Genomic DNA, 22,984 nt, shown 5'->3' on the forward strand with positions numbered 1-22,984 from the left:
GGCACAGCCAGGCTGTGCCCCCGCAAGGGTACGACGGATCGCCGCCAGGGCCTACCTACTGGTCCCGGAAGCGCACGATCTTGACGAACTCGTCGGCGTCCAGGGAGGCACCGCCGACCAGGGCGCCGTCGACGTCGGGCTGGGCCATGATCTCGGCCACGTTGCCCGCCTTGACGGAGCCGCCGTATTGGATGCGGACCTGGTCGGCCAGCTCCTGCGTGTACAGCTCGGCGAGCTTGCCGCGGATGGCCTCGCAGACCTCCTGGGCGTCCTCGGAGCCGCAGACCTTGCCGGTGCCGATGGCCCAGACCGGCTCGTAGGCGATCACGATCGACTCGGCCTGCTCGGCCGTGACGTCCTTGAGGCCGCCCTCGACCTGGCCGAGCGTGTGCGCGACGTGGTTGCCCGCCTCGCGGACGTCCAGCTCCTCGCCGACGCACAGGATCGGGGTCAGACCGTGCTTGTAGGCGGCCTTGACCTTGGCGTTGACGATCTCGTCGGTCTCGGCGTGGTACTGCCGGCGCTCGGAGTGGCCGACGGCCACGTACGTGCACTTCAGCTTGGCCAGCATCGAGCCGGAGATCTCGCCGGTGTAGGCGCCGGAGTCGTGCGCCGAGAGGTCCTGGGCGCCGTACTTGATCTTGAGCTTGTCGCCGTCCACCAGGGTCTGCACGGAGCGCAGGTCGGTGAAGGGCGGCAGCACGGCGACCTCGACGGCCTCGTAGTCCTTGTCGGCCAGCGCGAAGGCGAGCTTCTGGACGTGCGCGATGGCTTCGAGGTGGTTGAGGTTCATCTTCCAGTTGCCCGCCATGATCGGCGTGCGTCCGGAAGAAACAGATGGAGCCATTGCGGTCAGTCCTCCAGTGCGGCGAGACCGGGGAGCGTCTTGCCCTCGAGGTATTCGAGGGAGGCACCGCCACCGGTCGAGATGTGTCCGAATGCCTTCTCGTCGAAGCCCAGGATGCGGACGGCCGCGGCGGAGTCGCCACCGCCGACGACCGTGAAGGCCGGGGAGTCGACGAGGGCCTGGGCGACCGCCTTGGTGCCCTCGGCGAAATCGGGGTGCTCGAAGACGCCCATCGGGCCGTTCCAGAAAACGGTGGCCGCGTCGGTGAACTTCGAGGCGTACAGGGCACCGGTCTCGGGACCGATGTCCAGGCCCATTTGGTCGGCCGGGATCGCGTCCGCGGCGACGGTGGCCGGGTCGGCCGGAGCCTTCGTCTTCAGGTCGGGGAACTGGGCCGCGACCACGACGTCCACGGGGACGAGCAGTTCGACGCCGTTCTTCTCGGCGCGCTCGACGTACTCGGTGACGGCGGGCAGCTGGTCGTCCTGGACCAGGGAGGCGCCGATCTCGTAGCCCTTGGCCTTGAGGAAGGTGAAGGCCATGCCGCCGCCGATGAGCAGCCGGTCGGCCTTGCCGAGCAGCTCGTCGATGACGGCGAGCTTGTCGGAGACCTTGGAGCCGCCGAGGGCGACGACGTAGGGCCGCTTGACGTCCTCGGTGAGCTTCTTCAGGACGTCGACCTCGGTGGCGATGAGGTAGCCGGCGTAGTGCGGCAGCCGGGCCGGGAGGTCGAAGACGGAGGCGTGCTTGCGGTGCACCGCGCCGAAGCCGTCACCGACGTACACGTCGGCGAGGGCGGCGAGTTGGTCCGCGAACTCGCCGCGCTCGGTGTCGTCCTTGGACGTCTCGCCGGCGTTGAAGCGCAGGTTCTCGATGACCGCGACCTGGCCGGGCTCCAGGCCGCGCACCGCGTCGTGGGCGGCGGGGCCGGTGGTGTCCTGGGCGAACGCGACGGGGGCGCCGAGCAGTTCGGCCAGGCGCTCGGCGGGCTGCAGCAGGGAGAACGCGGGGTCCGGGGCGCCCTTGGGGCGGCCCAGGTGGGAGGCGACGATCACCTTGGCGCCCGCCTCGACGAGGGCCTTGATGGTGGGCAGGACGGCGCGGATGCGGCCGTCGTCGGTGATGAGGCCGCCGGCCAGCGGGACGTTGAGGTCGGCGCGGACGAAGACCCGCTTGCCGTCCACGCCTTCGGAGAGAAGTTCGTCGATGGTCTTCATGGGAGAAGGCTCCTGAGGAGGGCTCTGGATCGGACGAGGGCTGAACACGCGCGTGAGGGCTCGGGCGGCGCGGCCGTGCGCTGCCCGAGCCCTGCACTCACATCGAGGTGCCTGCTTCGGCGATCAGAGCTGCTCGCCGACGAAGACCGTGAGGTCGACGAGGCGGTTGGAGTAGCCCCACTCGTTGTCGTACCAGCCGAGGATCTTCACCGTGTTGCCCTCCTGGACCATGGTCAGGGAGGAGTCGAAGGTGCAGGAGGCCGGGTCGCCGACGATGTCCGAGGAGACGATCTCGTCCTCGGTGTAGGCGAGGTAGCCCTTCAGGTCGCCGTCCTCGGAGGCCTTCTTGAACGCGGCGTTGACCTCGTCCTTGGTGACCTCGCGCTGCAGGGTCACGACCAGGTCGGTGGCGGAGCCGGTCGGGACCGGGACGCGCATCGCGATGCCGTCGAGCTTGCCCTTGAGCTGGGGCAGGACCAGCGCGGTGGCCTTGGCGGCACCCGTGGTGGTCGGGATGATGTTCTCGGCGGCGGCGCGCGCGCGGCGCAGGTCCTTGTGCGGGAAGTCCAGGATGCGCTGGTCGTTGGTGTACGCGTGCACCGTCGTCATCAGGCCCTTGACGATGCCGAAGTTCTCGTCGAGCACCTTCGCCATCGGCGCCACACAGTTGGTGGTGCAGGACGCGTTGGAGATGACGTGGTGGTTGGCCGCGTCGTACTTGTCCTGGTTGACGCCCATCACGATGGTGATGTCCTCGTCCTTGGCCGGAGCCGAGATGAGGACCTTCTTGGCGCCGCCGGCGATGTGCTTGGCGGCGTCGTCCTTCTTGGTGAAGATGCCGGTCGACTCGATGACGATGTCGACGCCCAGCTCGCCCCACGGGATGTCCGAGGGGTTGCGCTCGGACAGCACCTTGATGGTGTGACCGTCGACGGTGATCGTGTCGGCGGTGTGCGACACCTCGGCCTTGAGGCGGCCCAGGATGGTGTCGTACTTCAGCAGGTGCGCGGTGGTCGCGGTGTCACCCAGGTCGTTGACAGCCACGATCTCGATGTCCGCACCCTGCTCCAGGAGCGCGCGGAAGTAGTTACGTCCGATACGACCGAAGCCGTTGATGCCTACGCGGATCGTCACGAACCGATCTCCTCGTTGGTACGCCGACTATGCGGTGCCGGCGAGCTGTTTTGGGATGTCCCCGACCACCCACGACCCTACCTCCCTGCGGCCCCCGTGGTGACATCGAGATGCCCCATACACGGGCAGGCGGTCCGTACCCGCCAGTAGGGGTACGGACCGCCCGGGCCGTCAGACCGGATCACTCGTTTTGACTACGGTCTGCTAGTCATGGTTGACCAGGGAGTTCACCCGGAAAGTCACCCTTCCAGGGCGGCGAGGGCCTTCTTGACGAGGGCGTTGCGGTCGGCCGCCGCGGTGACGTGCTCCAGGCCGAAGCCCAGCAGCACGGTCCGGTCGGTGGTGACCCCGCCGTACGTCTTGAACAGGGTGCCGGTGCGCGCCCAGTCCTTGAGGACGCCCGGGCTGCCCGCGGGCGGTCCGGAGGCGCTCCAGGCGCCCAGCGACGTCTCGAAGCCCTCGGTCTGGGTGGCGGCGCCGCCCACGACCAGCGAGGCGTCGTCGGCCAGCACGCCGTGACCGCCGCTGCCGGGGTCGGTGACGTAGCTGATCGAGACCTCGATCTTCTTGCCCGCGTAGGCGCTCAGGTCGAAGTTGACCTGCTGCCAGCCGGTGGAGGCGCCGGTGAGGGCGTTCCAGGTGCCGGAAGTGCCGGTGTTGGTGCAGGAGCCCGCGGCCAGTGTCAGGTAGTGCCTCAGCCAGGGGTGCTCGCCGATGTAGAAGCCGGCGCCGCACTCGGCCGGGACGGTGGTCCTGGTGGCGCCGCCCTTCTCGGGGAGCGTGGTCCAGTCCTCGGCCCCGACCGTGTGCACCTCGACGATGGCGTTGTCGTAGCCGGGCTCGGTGTCCCACAACAGCTGGGTGCGCAGGGCCGGTTGGTCGGCCGCGGTCACCGCGCCCAGGTCGATGGTGCGGGTGAGGCGCTTGTACGCGTCGTCGGTGTGCACGGCCGCGGCCATGTACGAACCGGCGTACGGGCCGTACGGGTTGACGGTTCCGGCGAACTGGCCCGCGCCCGCGCTGGCGAACTGCGGGTAGGTGGCCGGGGACAACTCCTCGGAGGTGACGCCGTAGGTGCCCGCCCGGTCGAGCGGGTTGCCGGCGGCGGCGCCGAGGGCTCCGCTGAACCCGCCGAGCTTGCCGGAGCCCGTGAAGCCGGTGGCCCCGGGGGTGGACGTACGCGAGTAGGCGCCCAGGTAGTACTGGCTGAAGTCGTTCGACAGGGTGCCGTCGCCCAGGTTGACGTTGCCGCCGGCCTGTTCGCCCGCCTCGATCAGCTTGCCGCCCTCGTTGAGGAAGGCGCGCAGCTGGAGCTGGGTGGCGATGCCGGGGGTGCTCGCGCCCGTGTAGTGCACGACGGTGGCGAAGTGGTCCAGCACGCCGAGCGCGTCGGGCGCGCCCTGGGTGGCGACGTCCCACACCAGCGCCTTGCGGCCGTTGGCCTTCAGCGCGTCGACGTAGGTCTGCGCCTGCGTGGCCGCGGTGCCCTCCTCGGCGACGACCAGGGTGTCGGCCTTGGCGCGCTGGGCGACGGTGTAGGTGAAGTGCTCGCTGGAGACCTTCTTGCCGGCCTTGGTCTCGCCGGTGAACCACACCTCGACCTTGTCGCCCGGGACGCCGTCCTTGACCTTGGCCCGGTACTCGTCGAAGTGCAGGTTGTCCTCACCGCCGTAGGTCTCGCCGCCCTTCCAGGCCTTGAGCGCCATGTCGAGCGTACGGCCGCCGTTGACGCGGTACTTGAGCTCCTTGTCGCGCACGGCCTTGCGGACGACGACGGAGACTTCCTGGTCGGCGCCGCGCGAGTACGAGGTGGTGAACTTCGCCGGGGTGAAGTCGGCGGCGCTCAGGCCGACCGAGGAGGACGGCGTGTCCGGGTGCTTGGCGGTCTCGGCGACCGACAGTGCGAACGGGACGTTCTTGGCGAACTCGTCCTGGATCAGCTTCTCGTCGTCCGGGAAGTTGAACCCGGACTGGCAGTCGGCCGCGTTCCACTGGTCGTTCGGGTCGATGTTCGAGGCGGTCTGGCAGGTGGACATCTCGGGGGTGAACATCGACATGCCGTTGACGTTGCCCGCGTGTCCGTCGGCCTCGCCGTTGGTGGTGTACAGCTCCGAGGAGACCTGCGGGTGGTAGCCGGGGATCGCGGAGTTCTCCGGGGTGCCGGCCAGCGCCTTGTAGATCACGTCGTCGGGTGTGGGGGTGGCCACCTGCCATCCGACGCCGTAGAGGAGGAGTTCGGCCGCGGAGTGGTAGTTGATGCCGTACGAGAAGCCGATCCGCTTCTCGAAGGCGTCGAGCGCCTTGGTCTCGGGCTCGGACGCGGGGCTCGCGCCGCGGTAGGTCTCACTGGTGGGGTTGGGGGACGAACCCTCGTCGTCGTAGCCCCACTTGTAGGCGAAGTTGCGGTTGAGGTCGACGCCGTCGCCGGTGGAGATGACGCCGTCGCCGTTGACGTCCCGCAGGTTCTTGCGCCACAGGCGGTTGGCGGCGTCCTTGAAGGTGTAGTCGTAACCGTCGGGGTTGGCCGAGAGCACGAACCACAGCTCGGTGGAGTCGACGATCTTCTTGACGCGCTTGTCGGTCTTGTAGTTGTCCAGGTAGTAGTGCATCAGGCGCCGGGTCATCTCCGGCGTGATCCACTCGCGCGCGTGCTGGTTGGACATGTAGAGGACGGACGGCTTGGCACCGTCCTTGGACTTCTTCGCGCCCTTGGTCAGTTTGAGCGCGAGGATGTCCTGGCCGTTGACCGTCTTGCCGATGGAGACGACCTTGGTGAGGCCGGGGTTGTCCTGACCGGCCTTGACGATCTCCTCCTTGAGGCCGCCGGCGCCGCTGTACGGGCGGAACACGCCCTCGGCGGCCGCGTCGACGCGCTTTTCCGCCTTGGCCGACAGTGTGTGCTCGGTGAGATCGACGCCCTGCCCTTCCAGCTTCCGTGCCTGCTGGTCGGTGAGGTAGACCTCGACGGGCGCCTTGCCCTTGTCGGGCACCGCCTCGCCGAGTTCGTGGCTGTCCTGGCCGGCGGCCAGCAGCAGGGGTACCTGCTGCTTGGTGACGTCGGCGCGGAAGACCTTGACCTCGTTCGGGTCGGACGTGGCCGGGCTTCCGCTCTGGGCCTGGGCGACGGGCGCGAGACTCGCACCGCCGATCAGAAGCGCTCCGGCAGCGAGGATCGCTCTCGCTCTGGGTCTCATGAACCCCCCTAGCAATCTTTCGTCACGGTGACGAACGGTTGCCAGGCTCATGCCAGTTCACAGCCGAGTCAAGGGGGCCTCAAAGACTGGTGAAGCAGAACACCCGAACGCCGGTGCCGATCACCCAAATGGCCATCGGCACCGGCGTGTTGCGCTTGCGGCGAGTCAGCCGACCAGGTTGTCGGCCATCTCCTCCGTGATGCTGGACTCCGTGCCCGGGATGCCGAGGTCGGAGGCGCGCTTGTCGGCCATCGCGAGCAGCCTGCGGATCCGGCCCGCCACCGCGTCCTTGGTCAGCGGCGGGTCGGCGAGCGCGCCCAGCTCCTCAAGGGAGGCCTGCTTGTGGTCCATGCGCAGCCGGCCCGCGGCGGCGAGGTGCTCGGGGACGTCGTCCGCGAGGATCTCCAGGGCGCGCTGGACGCGGGCGCCGGCGGCGACGGCGGCCCGGGCGGAGCGGCGCAGGTTGGCGTCGTCGAAGTTGGCGAGACGGTTCGCCGTGGCCCGCACCTCGCGGCGCATCCGGCGCTCCTCCCAGGCCAGCACCGACTCGTGCGCGCCGAGCCGGGTGAGCAGGGCGCCGATCGCGTCGCCGTCGCGGACGACCACCCGGTCCACACCGCGCACCTCACGGGCCTTCGCGGCGATCGACAGCCGGCGGGCGGCGCCGACCAGGGCGAGCGCGGCCTCGGGTCCCGGGCAGGTCACCTCCAGGGAGGAGGAGCGGCCGGGCTCGGTGAGCGAGCCGTGCGCCAGGAAGGCGCCGCGCCAGGCGGCCTCCGCGTCGCAGGTGGCCCCCGAGACCACCTGCGGGGGCAGGCCGCGGATCGGCCGGCCGCGGCCGTCCACCAGGCCGGTCTGGCGGGCCAGCTGGTCCCCGCCGGCGACCACGCGCACCACGTACCGCGAGCCGCGGCGCAGTCCGCCGGGTGCCATCACGATCAGCTCGGAGCTGTGCCCGAAGATCTCCAGGATGTCCCGCTTCAGGCGCCTGGCCGCCATCGCGGTGTCCAGCTCCGCCTCGATCACGATGCGCCCGCTGACCAGGTGAAGGCCGCCGGCGAACCGCAGAATCGCGGAGACCTCCGCCTTTCTGCAGCAGGTCCGGGTGACGGGGAGCCGGGAGATCTCATCCTTCACCGCTGCCGTCATCGCCATGGGCCGATCCTTCCATGCATCCGAAAAATACGGTCGTACGCGGCGGCCAGCAGCTCCGGGTCGTGCCTCGGAGTTCCGTCGCTCCGGGCCACGGGGGCCAGCTCGACCGCGGCTCCGAGCCGCTTGGCGGCCTCGGTGAGCACATCGCGATCGGGCACGGCGGCCTCGTCGGCCAGCACCACGTCCAGGGCGAGTTTAGGGGCGTGTCGTCCCAAAACCTCCAAATGACGCTGCGGGGAGAAGCCGTCGGTTTCTCCGGGCTGCGGCGCGAGGTTCAGCGGGAGGACCCGGCGGGCCTTCGTCTGGGTGAGCGCGTCGAGCAGTTCCGGCACCAGCAGGTGCGGGATGACCGAGGAGAACCAGGAGCCGGGGCCGAGCACCACCCAGTCGGCGTCGAGGACCGCCTCGACGGCCTCGGGGACGGCCGGCGGGTCGTTCGGCACGAGGTGCACGGACTGCACCTCGCCGGTGGTGAGCGCCACGGTCGCCTGGCCGCGGACCGTGTCGACGTCGTCGGGCCGGTCCGGGTCGTGGCCCTTGACCAGGGCCTGCAGCTCCAGGGGCACGGCGGACATGGGCAGCACGCGCCCGTGCGCGCCCAGCAGCTTGCCGACCAGGTCGAGTGCCTGGACGTGGTCGCCGAGTTGCTCCCACAGGGCCACGATCAGCAGGTTGCCCACGGCGTGTTCGTGCAGGTCGCCCTTGGACTGGAAGCGGTGCTGGATGACCCGGGCCCAGGTCTGTCCCCAGTCGTCGTCACCGCACAGCGCGGCCAGCGCCTTGCGCAGGTCGCCGGGCGGCAACACGCCCAGCTCGTCCCGGAGCCGGCCGCTCGAGCCGCCGTCGTCGGCCACCGTGACGACGGCGGTGAGGTCGCCGGTGATCCGGCGCAGTGCGGCGAGCGAGGCGGACAGGCCCATGCCGCCACCCAGAGCGACGACCTTGGGCTGGGCGCCCCGGCGGCGCGGCTTGCCGCCGCGGGCCTCGACGGGCCGGGTCGTGCGCCCCTCGGGCACCGTCCTGCGCAGCATGCCCAGCCGCGGACTACGTCCTGTCATTCCCGTCCCATGTCCCGGTGCACGACCACCGTCTCCACGCCCTCGGCCACCAGGCGCGCGGCGAGCTTCTCCGCGGTGGCGACCGAGCGGTGCTTGCCGCCGGTGCAGCCGATCGCGATGGTCACGTACCGCTTGCCCTCGCGGCGGTAGCCGGCCGCGATGAGCCGCAGCAGTTCGGCGTAGCGGTCGAGGAACTCCTTGGCGCCGGGCTGGTTGAAGACGTACGCCGAGACCTCCTCGTTGAGGCCGTTGAAGGGTCGCAGCTCCGGGATCCAGTGCGGGTTGGGCAGAAAGCGCATGTCGGCGACCAGGTCGGCGTCGACCGGGAGGCCGTACTTGAAGCCGAAGGACATGACGGTGGCCCGCAGCTCGGGCTCCTCCTCGCCGGCGAACTGGGCGTCCATCTTGGCGCGCAGCTCGTGCACGTTGAGGCTGGAGGTGTCGATCACCAGGTCGGCGTCACCACGCAGTTCGCGCAGCAGCTCGCGCTCGGCGGCGATGCCGTCGACGATGCGGCCGTCGCCCTGGAGGGGGTGGGGGCGGCGCACCGACTCGAAGCGGCGGACCAGGGCGTCGTCGGAGGACTCCAGGAAGACGATCCGGCGGGTGACGCCCCGGCTGTCGAGGTCGGCGAGGGATTCGCGCAGGTTGTCGAAGAAGCGGCGGCCGCGGACGTCGACGACGACCGCGATGCGTGCCACGTTGCCCTGCGAGCGGGCGCCGAGCTCCACCATGGTGGGGATCAGCGCGGGTGGCAGGTTGTCCACGACGAACCAGCCGAGGTCCTCCAGACACTTCGCGGCCGTGGACCGTCCTGCCCCGGACATGCCGGAGATGATCACCAGCTCGGGGATGGCCGCGTCCGCGGGCGCGGTCGTCTCGCCGGTCGTGCCCGTACTCACCTGTGCTCCGTCTCCGCCTTGGTCCTGTTGCGCGGTGTGCTCATCGTTCTTGTTCACCTTCATGTCTCCTGCCCCCGTCGTTCGTCCGGGGCGCCCGTCGTCACGGGCTGCCCGCCGGAACCCAGCGTGCTCGGTTCCTCTTCCATGATCTCTCCAGTCGCCGTGTTCACAGCGGGTGCGGCCGGGGCCGCCTGGGCGAGTGCCACGGCGATCGTCTCGGCCGTCTTGCGGCCTATGCCGGGCACCTCGCAGATCTGGTCGATGGTGGCGGATCGAAGTTTCTTCAGCGAACCGAAATGCTTAAGAAGAGCCTGCTTGCGTGCGTCTCCGAGACCGGGCACCTCGTCCAGAGGGCTGGAACGGAAGCGCTTGGCCCGTTTGCTGCGCTGGTAGGTGATCGCGAAGCGGTGTGCCTCATCACGGACGCGTTGCAGCAGGTAGAGGCCCTCGCTGCTGCGGGGCAGGACCACCGGGTCGTCGTCGTCCGGCAGCCAGACCTCCTCCAGGCGCTTGGCGAGACCGCACACCGCGACGTCGTCGATGCCGAGCTCGTCCAGCGCCTTCTTGGCGGCCGCGACCTGCGGCTGGCCGCCGTCGACGACGACGAGCTGGGGCGGATAGGCGAACCGCTTGGGGCGCCCGTCCTCCTCGGTGAACGTGTCCTCGCCGTCCGCCCATTCCCCGGTCTTCTCCTTGTCGGCGAGGTAGCGCCGGAAGCGGCGGGTGATCACCTCGTGCATGGAGCGGACGTCGTCCTGGCCCTCGAAGCCCTTGATCTGGAAGCGGCGGTACTCGCTCTTGCGTTGCAGGCCGTCCTCGAAGACGACCATGGAGGCCACCACGTCGTCGCCCTGGAGGTGCGAGATGTCGTAGCACTCGATCCGCAGCGGGGCGCTGACCAGGTCGAGGGCCTCGGCGATCTCCTCCAGGGCGCGCGAGCGTGTGGTGAGGTCGGAGGCGCGCTTGGTCTTGTGCAGGGCGAGCGCCTGCTGGGCGTTGCGCTCCACGGTCTCCATCAGGGCCTTCTTGTCGCCGCGCTGCGGGATGCGCAGGGACACGATCGACCCGCGGCGCTCGGTGAGCCACTCCTGGACGGGCCCGACCGGTTCCGGCAGGGCCGGCACGAGCACCTCCTTGGGGACCGAGTCGCCCTTCTCCTCGCCGTAGAGCTGCTGGAGGGCGTGCTCGACGAGGCCGGCGGTGGTGACCTCCTCGACCTTGTCGGTGACCCAGCCGCGCTGGCCGCGCACGCGTCCGCCGCGCACGTGGAAGATCTGGACGGCCGCCTCCAACTCGTCCTCGGCGACCGCGATCAGGTCGGCGTCGGTCGCGTCCGCCAGGACGACCGCGCTCTTCTCCATGGCCTTCTTCAGCGCCCCGATGTCGTCGCGCAGGCGGGCCGCCCGCTCGTACTCCATCTCCTCGGCCGCCGCCTCCATCTGCTTCTCCAGGCGGCGCAGATACGTGCCCGTGCGGCCGGCCATGAAGTCGCAGAACTCCTCGGCCAGTTCGCGGTGCTCCTCCTCGGAGACGCGGCCGACGCAGGGGGCGGAGCACTTGCCGATGTAGCCGAGCAGACAGGGGCGGCCGGTGCGGGTGGCGTTCTTGAAGACGCCGGCGGAGCAGGTGCGGACGGGGAAGACGCGCAGCAGGAGGTCGACGGTGTCGCGGATCGCCCACGCGTGTCCGTACGGTCCGAAGTAACGGACGCCCTTGCGCTTGTGACCGCGCATCACCTGCACGCGCGGGAACTCCTCGTTCATCGTCACCGCGAGGTACGGATAGCTCTTGTCGTCGCGGTACTTGACGTTGAACCGCGGGTCGTACTCCTTGATCCAGGAGTACTCCAGCTGGAGGGCCTCGACCTCGGTGGACACCACCGTCCACTCCACGGACGCGGCCGTGGTGACCATCGTCCGGGTGCGCGGGTGCAGGTTCGCCAGGTCCTGGAAGTAGTTCGCCAGGCGCTGGCGCAGGCTCTTCGCCTTTCCGACGTAGATCACCCGGCGGTGCTCGTCACGGAACCTGTACACCCCCGGAGAGTCCGGGATCTCACCCGGCCTGGGGCGGTAGCTGGAGGGATCGGCCATGTCTCACACCCTACTGGCGCGGACTGACACAGCGACGAGCCTGTGGACAACCCCCGGGCAGTCCTAGCGGGATTCCAGGAAGGTGAGAACGGCCAGGACGCGGCGGTGGTCGTCGGTGTCCTCCTGGAGGGCGAGCTTGCCCAGAATGCTGCGGACGTGTTTCTCGACGGTGCCCTCGGTGACCCACAGCCGGCGGCCGATGCCGGCGTTGGAGCGGCCCTCGGCCATCAGCGCGAGCACCTCGTGCTCGCGGGCGCTGAGGTGCGAGAGCGGATCGTCGCGGCGCCGGGCGGAGAACAGCTCCTGCACGAGGGACGGGTCGACCACCGAGCCGCCCCGGCTGATCCGTTCCAGGGCCTCGATGAACTCGTCGACGACGGTGACACGGCTCTTGAGCAGATACCCGACCCTCTGGCCGCTCCCCAGCAGCTCCAGGGCGTCCTCCACCTCGGCGAACGCCGACAGGAGGAGGATGCCGGTGTCGGGGTGGCGCTCCCGGATCGTGCGGGCCGCCTTCAGGCCCTCGACGGAGTGGTCGGGCGGCATCCTGATGTCGACGATCGCCAGATCGGGGCGCTCGGCGGCGACCAGTTCAAGGAGCCGGACCGCGTCACCCGCCTGGCCCACCACTTCGTGGCCGACCCGTTCGCACAGGCTGGCCAGTCCCTCTCTGAGCAGCACGTCGTCGTCGGCGAGGACGACCCGTTTCCGCGCGGGCCGTTGCGATGCGGCGTCCATGGTTCCGGCTCCCCGCTCCCCTTGCCCGACCGATTGCCCGACCGATGCGGTGCGCTCAACAGCCTGCCCGACCGCCGGAGTTCCGGCTAGCGGGAAGCGGGATTGGCGGCCTGCCATGACGACACGGGGCTCTTCGCGAGCGATTCTCGTAGCAGTGCGGACTGACGGGGACCGGCCGGTTCGGGCGCACTGCTGAGCCGGCGGGTCGTGGATCGAAGGGCTGCGGGAGATGCGGCGGACGCGGATCGAGAAACGACGGTGGTCGGTCCGCGTCCGCCGTTGCCCGCCCCACACGCACGCGTGGAGCGACCTCCTGGACCCAACGGACCCTGACCCGGTGCGCGCCCAGCGGCCGGAGAGGCACCCACCGGCCGCACGGCCGGAAGAGCAGGCGGCCTCGACCGCCTGTCCCCAGAGCCGGACGGACGCCGCTCCGTCCGAAGGACCGCCCGGACGTACGCACGTCACCGCGTCGAAGGCTCCCCCGGCCTCGACGACTCCCCCCGCGTACGGCCGGGCGGTCACGCGTGCGTGGCAGGACCGTCGAGCGGCAGTCGTACGTTCATGGTGGTGCCCTTCCCCGGGGGGCTGCTGACGTCGAGCGTGCCGCCGATCGCCTCGACCCGGTCGACGAGCCCGATCAACCCGGAACCGCGGCCGAGTGCGGCGCCGCCCACGCCGTCGTCACGGATGGTCAGCTCCAGGACGTCGGCCCGGATCTCCGCAGCGACCTCCACCGCACTCGCGTGCGCGTGCTTGGCCGCGTTGGTCAGGCACTCGGAGGTGACGTAGTAAGCGGCCACCTCCAACTGCTCCGCGAGCCGCTGCGCGGGCAGCCGGAGGTCGAGTTCGACCGGCACGGCGGAGCGGCGGGCCAGGGAGCGCAGGGCGGGGCCGAGGCCGCCCTGCGACAGGATCGCGGGGTGGATGCCGCGGGCCACCTGGAGCAGGTCCTGGAAGGCGTCGTCGAGGCCCTTGCCCACGTGGGCGATCTGCCGGGCGAGTTCGGACGACCGGTCGGTGATCATGGACTCGGCCAGCCGCAGTTCCAGTTGGAGGGCGACGAGCCGCTGCTGGACGCCGTCGTGCAGATCGCGCTCGATGCGGCGCCGGGAGGCGTCCCCCGCGGCGACCACACGCGCGCGTGAGGCCGCCAACTGGGCGCGGCTGTCGGACTTGGCGACGGCGGTGGCGATCAGCTCGGCGAAATCGTTCAGCTGCGACCCGGTCCCGTCGGGCAGCGGTTCCAGCAGCGAGGACGCGACGACGACGCCCCACAGCCGGCCGTCCACGTCGATCGGCGCCCCCACCGAGTTGCCCACGCGCGCGGCGGCCCTGGTGCGGGCCACTTCGTGCGCCGTCGCCTCTCTCTCGGCGCTCCCGTCCCCGGCGGCCGCCGTGCGGGCGGGCGAGGCGCCGAGGACCGTGAGGGTGCCGTCGGACTCGTAGCGCAGCACGGCCGCGCCGCTGACGTTCAGCAGGTCTCCCACCTCGTCGGCAACGGTCCCGAACACGTATTCCGGCGACTCGCCGTGCGCCACGCGCGTGGCGACCCGGCGCAGTGCGCTCTGTTCGCGCGCGCTGCGCCTGCTCTCGGTGACGTCGCGTGCGGCGGCGTAGAGGAGGCCCTCCTCGGGGACCGCCCTGGCGCTCCACTGCAGCCAGCACTCCGTGCCGTCCTCGCGCAGGCAGCGGTTCTCGAACTCGGCGATTTCGACGCCGCCGGCCAGCCGGTCGAGGGCGAGCCGGGTGGCGTGCCGGTCCTCGCGGTGGACGAACTCGATGGACGGCTTGGCCAGCAGTTCCTCGCCCGAGTAGCCGAGGGTGCGTTCGAAGGCCGGGTTGACGCGCTTGAAGTAGCCGTCGACTCCCGTGATGCACAGCAGGTCGGGCGAGAGGTTGAAGATGCCCTCCAGTTCCCGTTCGGCCTTCCCGCGCCGGCCGTGCGTCGCCGCGAAGGACGCCATGGTGCCGTTCATGCCGACGAGGAGTTGAGCCCAGGTGCCGTCGAAGGAGAGGACGTCGGCGCGGTGTTCGAGCCGGTTGTCGTCGATCGCCGTGTTCATGGACCGGATCTCGGCGGCCAACTTCTCGGTGGTGACCCGCAGTTCGCGGAAGGTGTCGGCGACGTCGCCGAGTTCGTCGCGCCCGACGTAGTGGATGTCGTACGACAGGTCGCCGGACGACAGGGCCCGCGCGCCGGCCGCGACCTCGCCCAGCGGCCGGGTGATCGAGCGTCGCAGGGTCAGCGCGAGGACGGTGACGAAGGCCAGGACGGCGAGGGAGACGGCGAGGTCGCGCACCGAGCGGACGCGGGCGCCGCGCAGGTCGTCCGCGGACGTGTCGGCGAGTTCGCGCGCGGTCAGGTCCTGGATGCCGCGCAGCGAGTCGATCCGCGCCGTGGAATCGGCCAGCCACAGGGAGTACGACGGCCAGGCGGCGGCCTTCGGGGCGGGCGCGGCGAGCAGGTCGCGCACCTTGCGCACGGCCCGCCCCGGGGCATCGAACTGGGTGCTGTACAAGTCGGCCCGCAGCCGGTCGGAGGTGTTCTGCCGGAACTCCCGCAGCTGAGCCTCCTCCACGGCGGGCCAGCCTCCTGTGGCCGTGGGGCGCCGGTCGGGCGGCGAGTCGAGCAGGACGGCGATCTCGGCCTGCTCCCGTTCCGCGGCCTCGACGGCTCCCAGGATCGCGTTGTGGGCGTCGGCCGCCCGGCCCGACGCCCGGGTGGGGCGCCCCGCCTCCAACGCGCCGACGGTGTCGAGGAGTTCGTCCTCGACGCCCTGGTACTCCTGCGCGAGCGCGTGGGCGGTGAGCGAGCCGGTGCCCGTCTGCACCCGGACCGCGTGCAGTCGGCGGCCGACGGCGTCCAGCCGGCCCGCGACATCGCCCTCCGGCCAGGAGACGGCCCGGTCGGCGGCCCGTGTCAGGGCCCGGCCGGTGGCCCGCTCGGCCGCGGACCGCGCGGCCGTCGTCCCCCGCGCGGGGCGCAACCGGGCCTCCACGGCGGCGATCCGCTCCTGCGCGACGGCGTCGCAGACCGCGGTGGTCGCGAACGACACCTCGGTCGCCGTGTGGAACCGCCCCAGCGTCCGCGCCTCCCCCCACTGCGCGACCCCGCTGAACGCGGTGAACGCCAACAGACCCGTCACCGGCAGCAGCACGAGAAGCATCAGCTTGCGGCCGACCCGGAGACGGGCGAGGAAAGGGACCCGTCCGTGCCCGAGCACGCGGTCACCTCGGTCTCTCGGTCCCGCAGGTTCTGAGCGGCGCATGGTCGGACCTCAGCGGCCGGTCGGCGGGTAGTACTGGTGATCGGCCAGATCCTTGCGGCCCTCACATGTCGTGTCCCCGTGCGCCCGGTCGGACTTGTGGTCGTCGCTCCCACCGCCACAACCGGCCGGCAGCAAGACGTCCGCCAACAGCCCCGAACCCTGGGCGCGGCGGCTCCGACGGACTCCCGCACAGCTCGGCGACGCCTTCATCGCGCACCCCCACTCGACCGGACACCGCGGCCACCCCAGGGCGCGTCCATGCTACCGGCCGTGACGCGACGCTGCGCTGGGTAAACGTGAACCCACTTGTCCGGCACAGGACTTCAGCGCATTCCAGGTGACCGGTAACCCGGCTCGCGAAGTTCTTCCGGCTAGCCGGAAAGCGCGATCAGCATCCGATTGGCACGCTGTCTGCATGTCCATGCGCTGTCTCCTCGTAGATGACAGCATCCGATTTCTGGAGGCCGCGCGCACGCTCCTGGAGCGCGACGGAATACCCGTCGTGGGCATGGCCTCGACGGGTGCCGAGGCTCTCGCGCGGGCCGCGGAGCTGGTTCCCGACATCGTCCTGGTGGATCTCGACCTCGACGGCGAGAGCGGGCTCGACGTCGCGGCGGACCTCTCCCGCAGCGTCTCCGCCGTGATCATCCTGATCTCCACACATGCCCTGGAGGACTTCCAGGAGCTCGTGGCGGCCAGTTCGGCCCGCGGCTTCCTGCACAAATCCCGCCTGTCCGCGCAGGCCATCCGGGAAGTACTGGACAACGACGGGACGCAGGGACCGACTTGAGACCACCGATCGCGTCTCGGCCAGGAGTGTGCGGCGGTTGAGCCTCAGGTGTTGTCGGGACTTGGTCAACACGCTTCAATGCGGGGGAACTCGGGGCCTCGAACGACGGCGTACGGATGTGAAGACGTGCCCCGACGCCGTCGGCACGGCCCCGACCACCCGCGTGAACCGGTCTGACCAGCCGAAGTGAGCTTTCACAGAAAGGCCCTCTGCATGCCGCACGCCACACAGCACGCGGACGTCGCCGCCCTCGCCACCGCGGAACTGGACTCCGCCCTGCGAGGCGGCCCCTTCCACGTCGCGCTGCGCGCAGCGATCGCCGCCCGCGGACTGCCGCTGCAGCGGGTCCAGCACCATCTGTCGCGCTACGGGGTCAAGGTCGGCGTCACGAGCCTGAGTTACTGGCAGCAGGGCGCCCGGCGCCCGCAGCGACCCGAGTCGATGCGCGCGGTACGGGCCCTGGAGGAGATACTCCAGCTGCCCGAGGAGTCCCTGATCCGACTGCTCGCCGAGCCGGACGAGCCCACCTGCGAGCAGCGCCCCGCGGCCCGCACCTACCGCTCCCTGGTGGCGGCCTCGGGAGTCCTGGACCGGCTGCTGGCCGAGCTGAACCTGCCGCCGGACGGCGGGCTGCACACCCTGGGCCACCACGAGCGGGTACGGATAGGCGCGCACCGCGAGCTGGCGGGGCGCGAGTCGCACCACATCGTGCGCGCCCACAAGAACGGCGTCGACCGCTTCGTGGCCGTCCACCACGGCGACCCGGGGTGCGTGCCGGAACGGATGCGGGTGCACGCGCTGGAGAACTGCCGCACGGGACGCGTGCGCGTGCATCACGACACCGGTGTGCTCGTGGCCGAGCTGCTCTTCGACACCCGACTGAGAGCCGGCGACACCTTCCTCTTCCGCTACGGCGTCGACGACGGCACGGGCGGTGTGTGCCGCGAGTTCGTGCGCGGGTTCGGTCCCGCCGGCGGCCAGTACGCGCTCCAGGTGTGCTTCGACGAGCAGGTGCTGCCGACCCGCTGCCACCGCTTCGCCCAGCACTCCGCGGCGGCCCCGCGCAGCGGCCGTCAGGAACTGCACCTCAGCGGCCTGCATCACTCGGTCCACCTCGTCGAACCGCGGGTGCGGACGGGGATCGTGGGGATCGGGTGGGACTGGGAGTAGTCCGGCGCGGGCACCGAGCAGTTCCAGGGCCGGCGGGAAGCCTGCGGATCGCCCTGAACACTCGCGGCTAGCGTAAACGCTTACGTAAGCGTTTACGCGGGCCGCCGGATGAGATACGTTCCCGCCCGGAGGGCCTGTGCGAGCGGCCCGGAAGGGGGAACACGTTGGCGACCATGGTGGACGTCGCGAAGAACGCGGGAGTGTCGGTGGCCACCGTCTCCCATGTACTCAACGACACCCGGCCCGTACTCCCCCACACCCGCCAAGCCGTCCTGGACGCCATAGACCGGCTCGGCTACACCCCGAACACCCTGGCCCGTTCCCTGGTGACCGCCCGCACCCAGTCCATCGGGCTCGCGGTGTCGGCGATCAGCAACCCGTACTTCACGGAGATCCTCCAGGGCGTCGAGGCCGCCGCCCTGGAGCACGGCTACAGCCTCCTGATCGCCGATCCGCACGACGACCCCGCGCACGAGCGCCAGGTCGTCCAACTCCTGCACGAGCGGCGGGTGGACGGCATGATCGTCGCGCCCTCGCCGGATCCGCGTGAACTCCTCGCGTATCTCGGGCGCCACGAGGTGCCAGCCGTGTTCCTCGACCGGTTGATCGGCGTCGGGGCGGGGGGCGGTCAGGGGGACGGCACCCCGCCGGAGGGCGCGCACTCGGCCGCCGTACCCCGCCACGACCAGATCTGCGCCGAGAGCGCCGAACCGACCACCCGTCTGGTGACCCACCTCGCCGACCTGGGCCACCGCAGGATCGCCTTGATCGCCGGTCTGCCCGGACTCAGCACCACCCGCGAGCGCATCGCCGGCTACCGGCACGGGCTCGCCGCCGCGGGGCTCCCGTACGACGAACGCCTCTTGGTGCACGGTGACTCCGAGGCGGCCGGTGCCGAACGCGCCACCGACGCGCTGCTGTCCCTCGCCGTGCCACCCACCGCGCTGGTCACCGCCAACAACGCGATGACGATCGGCACGCTGCGTGCGCTGCGCGAGCGCGGGCTGTCCGTGCCCGAGGACATCGCCCTGTGCTGCTTCGACGACTTCGCCTGGGCGGACCTGTTCACACCCCGGCTCACCGCGATCGCCCAGCCCAGCAAGGAGATCGGCGCGCAGGCGGTCCGGCTGCTCCTGGACCGTGTGGCAGCCCCCGACCGGCCCGCCCGGACAGTGCGGCTCGCTTGCACCTTCGTCCATCGCACGTCGTGCGGCTGCCCCGAGCGGCCCACTCCGCCCGAGAAAGGAACCGACTCGTGATCGTCGTCGCCGGTGAGGCCCTGATCGACCTGGTACCGCAGGGCACGGGTGCCCTCGCGGGCCTGCAGCCGGCGCTCGGCGGCGGCCCGTACAACACGGCCGTCGCCCTCGGCCGCCTCGGCTCCCCCACGGCCTTCTGCTCCCGCACCTCGCGGGACGCCTTCGGCGATGCGCTGCTCGACGGGCTCCGCAAGGCCGACGTCGACGTGTCGGCCGTGCAGCGGGGCGCGGAGCCGACCACGCTCGCGGTCGCCACGATCGACGCGCACGGTTCGGCCGCCTACTCCTTCTATGTCGAAGGCACCGCCGACCGGCTGTTCGCCGCTCCCCCGGCGCTCCCCACCGGGACCCGGGCCGTGTCCTTCGGCACCTGTTCGCTCGTCCTGGAACCGGGGGCGACCGCCTACGAGTCCCTAATGCGCACGGCGGCGGCGCAGGGCGTCTTCACGGCGCTCGACCCCAATATCCGGGCCGGGCTCATCCCCGACGCGGACGCCTACCGGGCCCGGTTCCGCGGCTGGCTGCCCTCGGTGTCGTTGCTCAAGCTCTCCGAGGAGGACGCCGAGTGGCTTGGCGGCAGCCCGCGCGAGTGGCTGGCGGCGGGCCCGGGGGCCGTCGTGATCACGCGGGGTGGCGCCGGGCTCACCGCGTTCACCAAGGACGGCGCCGAGTACTCCGTACCGGGCGCGAAGGTCGAGGTCGTGGACACGATCGGCGCCGGCGACACGGTGAATGCGGCGCTGTTGCACGGCCTCACGGTCCTGGACGCGGTCTCCGCGGAGGGGATCGCGGCCCTGGACGGCGACGGCTGGACCCGATTGCTCGACTTCGCGGCCCGCGCGGCGGCGATCACCTGCTCACGGGCGGGGGCGGAGCCGCCGTACGCGCGTGAGGTGGGCGAGATCTAGCGCGCGAGGTCGGGGGCCGGCGGTACGCGGCGCGGGAGAACACACGGCGCCCCGCGGGGAGTTACCCGCGGGGCGCCGCCACCGCATGTGTTGCCGTACGTGACTCCGTACGTGTTCAGGCCTTGCGGGCCCGCGTGGTCTTCTTCGCGGGTGCCGCCTTCTTCGTGGTGCCGGTCGCCTTCTTCGCGGCGGCGGTGGCCGTCGTCCTGGCCGTCGCCGTCTTCTTGGCCGGCGCCTTCGCCGCGACCGCCTTCTTGGCGGCCGTCTTGCGGGGAGCCTTCACCGGGGCCGCCGCGTCGCTGATGCGGTCGGCGTCGAGGATCTCCCGGAGGAACTTGCCGGTGTGGCTGGCCGGGACGCCCGCGACCTCCTCGGGTGTGCCTTCCGCGACCACGAGGCCGCCGCCCGCGCCACCCTCGGGGCCCATGTCGACGACCCAGTCGGCGGTCTTGATGACGTCGAGGTTGTGCTCGATGACGATGACCGTGTTGCCCTTGTCGACCAGGCCGGACAGGACCGTCAGCAGCTTGCTGATGTCCTCGAAGTGCAGCCCGGTGGTCGGCTCGTCCAGGACGTAGACCGTGCGACCGGTGGAACGGCGCTGGAGCTCGCTGGCGAGCTTTACGCGCTGCGCCTCGCCGCCGGACAGCGTGGTCGCGGACTGACCGAGCCGGACATAACCGAGGCCGACGTCCTTGAGGGTCTTGAGGTGCCGGGCGATCGCGGGGACGGCCTCGAAGAAGTCCGTGGCCTCCTCGATCGGCATGTTCAGGATGTCGGCGATGGACTTGCCCTTGTAGTGGACCTCCAGGGTCTCCCGGTTGTACCGGGCACCGTGGCAGACCTCGCACGGGACGTAGACGTCCGGGAGGAAGTTCATCTCGATCTTGATCGTGCCGTCGCCCGCGCAGTTCTCGCAGCGGCCGCCCTTGACGTTGAAGGAGAAGCGGCCGGGCAGATAGCCCCGCACCTTCGCCTCGGTCGTCTCGGCGAACAGCTTGCGGACGTGGTCGAAGACACCGGTGTACGTCGCCGGGTTGGACCGCGGGGTGCGGCCGATCGGCGACTGGTCGACGTGCACGACCTTGTCGACGAGGTCGTCGCCCTCCACGCGCGTGTGCCGCCCCGGCACGTTCCTCGCGCCGTTCAGCTCGCGCGCCAGGTGCGTGTACAGGATGTCGTTGACCAGCGTCGACTTGCCGGACCCCGACACACCCGTGACGGCCGTGAAGACGCCCAGCGGGAAGGAGACGTCGATGTCCTGGAGGTTGTTCTCCCGGGCGCCGTGCACGGTGAGCCGGCGGGAGGGGTCCAGCGGGCGGCGCACGTCCGGCAGCGGGATGGCCTTCTTGCCGGACAGGTACTGCCCGGTCATGGACTCGGCGTTGTCGAGCAGTTCCTTGAGGGAACCGCTGTGCACGACCTTGCCGCCGTGCTCACCGGCGCCGGGGCCGATGTCGACGATCCAGTCGGCGACCTTGATGGTGTCCTCGTCGTGCTCGACGACGATGAGCGTGTTGCCCATGTCGCGCAGCCGTACCAGGGTCTCGATCAGCCGGTGGTTGTCCCGCTGGTGCAGGCCGATCGACGGCTCGTCGAGGACGTAGAGGACGCCGACGAGACCGGAGCCGATCTGGGTGGCCAGGCGGATGCGCTGGGCCTCGCCGCCGGAGAGCGTGCCGGCCGCGCGGTTGAGGGAGAGGTAGTCCAGGCCGACGTCGACCAGGAAGCGCAGCCGCTCGTTGACCTCCTTCAGGACGCGCTCGGCGATCTTCTTGTCGCGGTCGTTGAGCTTCAGCTCGCCCAGGAAGTCGGCGCAGTCGCTGATGGACATGCCGGAGACCTCGGCGATCGACTTCCCCATGACCGTGACGGCGAGGACGATCGGCTTCAGGCGCGTGCCGTGACAGGTCGGGCAGGGCACCTCGCGCATGTAGCCCTCGAAGCGCTCACGGCTGGCGTCGCTCTCGGACTCGCTGTGCCGCCGCTTGACGAACGGCACGGCGCCCTCGAAGGGCGTGGTGTACACCCGCTCGCGGCCGTACCGGTTGCGGTAGCGCACCTCGATCTGCGTCTTGTGGCCGTAGAGCAGGGCCTTCCTGGCGCGCTGCGGCAGACCGGCGAAGGGGATGTCGGTCCGGAAGCCCAGCGCGTCCGCGAGGGCGCCGACCAGCCGGCCGAAGTAGTCCTTGGTGTGCCCGTGCGACCAGGGGTGGATGGCGCCCTCGTCGAGGGACTTGTCCTCGTCCGGGACGATCAGCTCCGGGTCGACCTCCATGCGCGTACCGATGCCGGAGCAGTCGGGGCAGGCGCCGAAGGGCGAGTTGAAGGAGAAGGAACGGGGCTCCAGCTCCTCGAAGGACAGGTCGTCGTAGGAGCAGTACAGGTGCTCCGAGAACATGCGCTCGCGCTCGGGGTCGTCCTCGGGGAGGTCGACGAAGTCGAGCACGACCATGCCGCCGGACAGACCGAGCGCGGTCTCGACGGAGTCGGTGAGGCGGCGCTTGGCGGAGTCCTTCACCGTGAGGCGGTCGATGACCACCTCGATGGTGTGCTTCTCCTGCTTCTTCAGCGTGGGCGGGCTGGAGAGCTGGACGGTCTCGCCGTCCACGCGCGCGCGGCTGTAGCCCTTGGTCTGCAGGTCGGCGAAGAGGTCGACGAACTCGCCCTTGCGCTCGCGCACCAGCGGGGACAGCACCTGGAAGCGGCTGCCCTCGGGCAGCTCCAGGACGCGGTCGACGATGGCCTGCGGCGACTGGCGCGAGATCGGGCGGCCGCACTCGGGACAGTGCGGCTTGCCGATGCGCGCGAAGAGCAGGCGCAGGTAGTCGTAGACCTCGGTGATGGTGCCGACCGTGGAGCGCGGGTTGCGCGAGGTCGACTTCTGGTCGATGGAGACCGCCGGGGACAGACCCTCGATGAAGTCGACGTCCGGCTTGTCCATCTGGCCGAGGAACTGACGGGCGTACGAGGAGAGCGATTCCACGTAGCGCCGCTGGCCCTCGGCGAAGATCGTGTCGAAGGCCAGGGAGGACTTGCCCGACCCGGACAGGCCCGTGAAGACGATGAGCGAGTCGCGTGGCAGGTCGAGCGAGACGTTCTTCAGGTTGTGCTCGCGCGCGCCACGGACGATGAGACGGTCGGCCACGCCGGTCCGCACCTTTCTTGAGAAGAAGTGACAGGGGCGAGGCCCCCGTCCTTCTTCAGACTAGGGGGAGCCACTGACAACGCCGGTCGGATTCCGAGTTGC

General features: G+C 70.6%; 15 protein-coding genes. 4 read left to right on the plus strand and 11 right to left on the minus strand.

Annotated elements, in window-relative coordinates; translation table 11 throughout:
* Positions 1 to 55: 55 nt before the first annotated feature.
* From tpiA to ACIQI8_RS10655, 10 genes are all read right to left on the minus strand, one after another.
* Positions 56 to 811 carry a triose-phosphate isomerase gene (gene tpiA / locus ACIQI8_RS10610; RefSeq protein ID WP_402350348.1) on the minus strand — a complete coding sequence of 252 codons (756 nt, stop codon included), beginning with the start codon at positions 809 to 811 and terminating at the stop codon, positions 56 to 58.
* 41 nt (positions 812 to 852) lie between these two features.
* Positions 853 to 2,064: a phosphoglycerate kinase gene (locus ACIQI8_RS10615; RefSeq protein ID WP_402347120.1), complete on the minus strand. Its 1,212-nt coding sequence runs from the start codon at positions 2,062 to 2,064 to the stop codon at positions 853 to 855.
* Positions 2,065 to 2,187: 123 nt separating this feature from the next.
* Positions 2,188 to 3,198 carry a type I glyceraldehyde-3-phosphate dehydrogenase gene (gap, locus tag ACIQI8_RS10620; protein ID WP_124004450.1) on the minus strand — a complete coding sequence of 337 codons (1,011 nt, stop codon included), beginning with the start codon at positions 3,196 to 3,198 and terminating at the stop codon, positions 2,188 to 2,190.
* Positions 3,199 to 3,437: 239 nt separating this feature from the next.
* On the minus strand, positions 3,438 to 6,392 hold the full coding sequence (locus tag ACIQI8_RS10625; protein WP_402347124.1) for a M14 family zinc carboxypeptidase: 2,955 nt from the start codon (positions 6,390 to 6,392) through the stop codon (positions 3,438 to 3,440).
* Between the two features lie 165 nt (positions 6,393 to 6,557).
* Positions 6,558 to 7,547, minus strand: a complete 990-nt coding sequence (whiA, locus tag ACIQI8_RS10630; RefSeq protein WP_020120074.1) for a DNA-binding protein WhiA — start codon at positions 7,545 to 7,547, stop codon at positions 6,558 to 6,560.
* Positions 7,538 to 8,605: a uridine diphosphate-N-acetylglucosamine-binding protein YvcK gene (gene yvcK / locus ACIQI8_RS10635; RefSeq protein WP_402347127.1), complete on the minus strand. Its 1,068-nt coding sequence runs from the start codon at positions 8,603 to 8,605 to the stop codon at positions 7,538 to 7,540. Before yvcK ends, whiA begins: the two co-directional genes overlap by 10 nt.
* Complete coding sequence (gene rapZ / locus ACIQI8_RS10640; protein ID WP_402347130.1) at positions 8,602 to 9,570, minus strand: RNase adapter RapZ; 969 nt, start codon at positions 9,568 to 9,570, stop codon at positions 8,602 to 8,604. Before rapZ ends, yvcK begins: the two co-directional genes overlap by 4 nt.
* The gene (uvrC, locus tag ACIQI8_RS10645; protein ID WP_402347133.1) at positions 9,567 to 11,597 is read right to left on the minus strand and encodes an excinuclease ABC subunit UvrC; all 2,031 of its coding nucleotides are present in this window, start codon (positions 11,595 to 11,597) and stop codon (positions 9,567 to 9,569) included. The genes rapZ and uvrC overlap by 4 nt, the downstream gene beginning before the upstream one ends.
* 63 nt (positions 11,598 to 11,660) lie before the next feature.
* Complete coding sequence (locus tag ACIQI8_RS10650) at positions 11,661 to 12,335, minus strand: response regulator (protein WP_402347136.1); 675 nt, start codon at positions 12,333 to 12,335, stop codon at positions 11,661 to 11,663.
* Between the two features lie 521 nt (positions 12,336 to 12,856).
* A complete protein-coding gene (locus ACIQI8_RS10655) occupies positions 12,857 to 15,562 on the minus strand; it encodes a PAS domain S-box protein (protein ID WP_402347139.1) in 2,706 nt (901 codons plus the stop codon).
* A gap of 460 nt (positions 15,563 to 16,022) precedes the next feature.
* On the opposite strand from ACIQI8_RS10655, the gene ACIQI8_RS10660 reads away from it, so the two are divergent.
* The 4 genes from ACIQI8_RS10660 (at position 16,023) to ACIQI8_RS10675 (ending at position 19,734) form a co-directional block, all read left to right on the plus strand.
* Positions 16,023 to 16,397 carry a response regulator gene (locus ACIQI8_RS10660; RefSeq protein ID WP_402347142.1) on the plus strand — a complete coding sequence of 125 codons (375 nt, stop codon included), beginning with the start codon at positions 16,023 to 16,025 and terminating at the stop codon, positions 16,395 to 16,397.
* Positions 16,398 to 16,610: 213 nt separating this feature from the next.
* Positions 16,611 to 17,567 (plus strand): hypothetical protein, encoded by a 957-nt coding sequence (locus ACIQI8_RS10665; protein ID WP_402347145.1) that lies wholly within the window; start codon positions 16,611 to 16,613, stop codon positions 17,565 to 17,567.
* A gap of 164 nt (positions 17,568 to 17,731) precedes the next feature.
* Positions 17,732 to 18,826, plus strand: a complete 1,095-nt coding sequence (locus ACIQI8_RS10670; RefSeq protein ID WP_402347148.1) for a LacI family DNA-binding transcriptional regulator — start codon at positions 17,732 to 17,734, stop codon at positions 18,824 to 18,826.
* The gene (locus ACIQI8_RS10675; RefSeq protein ID WP_402347151.1) at positions 18,823 to 19,734 is read left to right on the plus strand and encodes a carbohydrate kinase; all 912 of its coding nucleotides are present in this window, start codon (positions 18,823 to 18,825) and stop codon (positions 19,732 to 19,734) included. Before ACIQI8_RS10670 ends, ACIQI8_RS10675 begins: the two co-directional genes overlap by 4 nt.
* 115 nt (positions 19,735 to 19,849) lie before the next feature.
* Here ACIQI8_RS10675 and uvrA read toward each other — a convergent pair whose 3' ends face one another.
* Positions 19,850 to 22,882 carry an excinuclease ABC subunit UvrA gene (gene uvrA / locus ACIQI8_RS10680; RefSeq protein ID WP_402347154.1) on the minus strand — a complete coding sequence of 1,011 codons (3,033 nt, stop codon included), beginning with the start codon at positions 22,880 to 22,882 and terminating at the stop codon, positions 19,850 to 19,852.
* Positions 22,883 to 22,984 lie beyond the last annotated feature (102 nt).

It is taken from the genome of Streptomyces sp. NPDC092369 (assembly GCF_044755245.1).
Lineage (GTDB): Bacteria > Actinomycetota > Actinomycetes > Streptomycetales > Streptomycetaceae > Streptomyces.

Coding starts and splice junctions, on each gene's coding strand:
- tpiA (WP_402350348.1), bottom strand. CDS start 811: ATGGCGGGCAACTGGAAGATGAACCTCAACCACCTCGAAGCCATCGCG.
- ACIQI8_RS10615 (WP_402347120.1), bottom strand. CDS start 2,064: ATGAAGACCATCGACGAACTTCTCTCCGAAGGCGTGGACGGCAAGCGG.
- ACIQI8_RS10625 (WP_402347124.1), bottom strand. CDS start 6,392: ATGAGACCCAGAGCGAGAGCGATCCTCGCTGCCGGAGCGCTTCTGATC.
- whiA (WP_020120074.1), bottom strand. CDS start 7,547: ATGGCGATGACGGCAGCGGTGAAGGATGAGATCTCCCGGCTCCCCGTC.
- yvcK (WP_402347127.1), bottom strand. CDS start 8,605: ATGACAGGACGTAGTCCGCGGCTGGGCATGCTGCGCAGGACGGTGCCC.
- rapZ (WP_402347130.1), bottom strand. CDS start 9,570: ATGAAGGTGAACAAGAACGATGAGCACACCGCGCAACAGGACCAAGGC.
- uvrC (WP_402347133.1), bottom strand. CDS start 11,597: ATGGCCGATCCCTCCAGCTACCGCCCCAGGCCGGGTGAGATCCCGGAC.
- ACIQI8_RS10650 (WP_402347136.1), bottom strand. CDS start 12,335: ATGGACGCCGCATCGCAACGGCCCGCGCGGAAACGGGTCGTCCTCGCC.
- ACIQI8_RS10660 (WP_402347142.1), top strand. CDS start 16,023: ATGTCCATGCGCTGTCTCCTCGTAGATGACAGCATCCGATTTCTGGAG.
- ACIQI8_RS10665 (WP_402347145.1), top strand. CDS start 16,611: ATGCCGCACGCCACACAGCACGCGGACGTCGCCGCCCTCGCCACCGCG.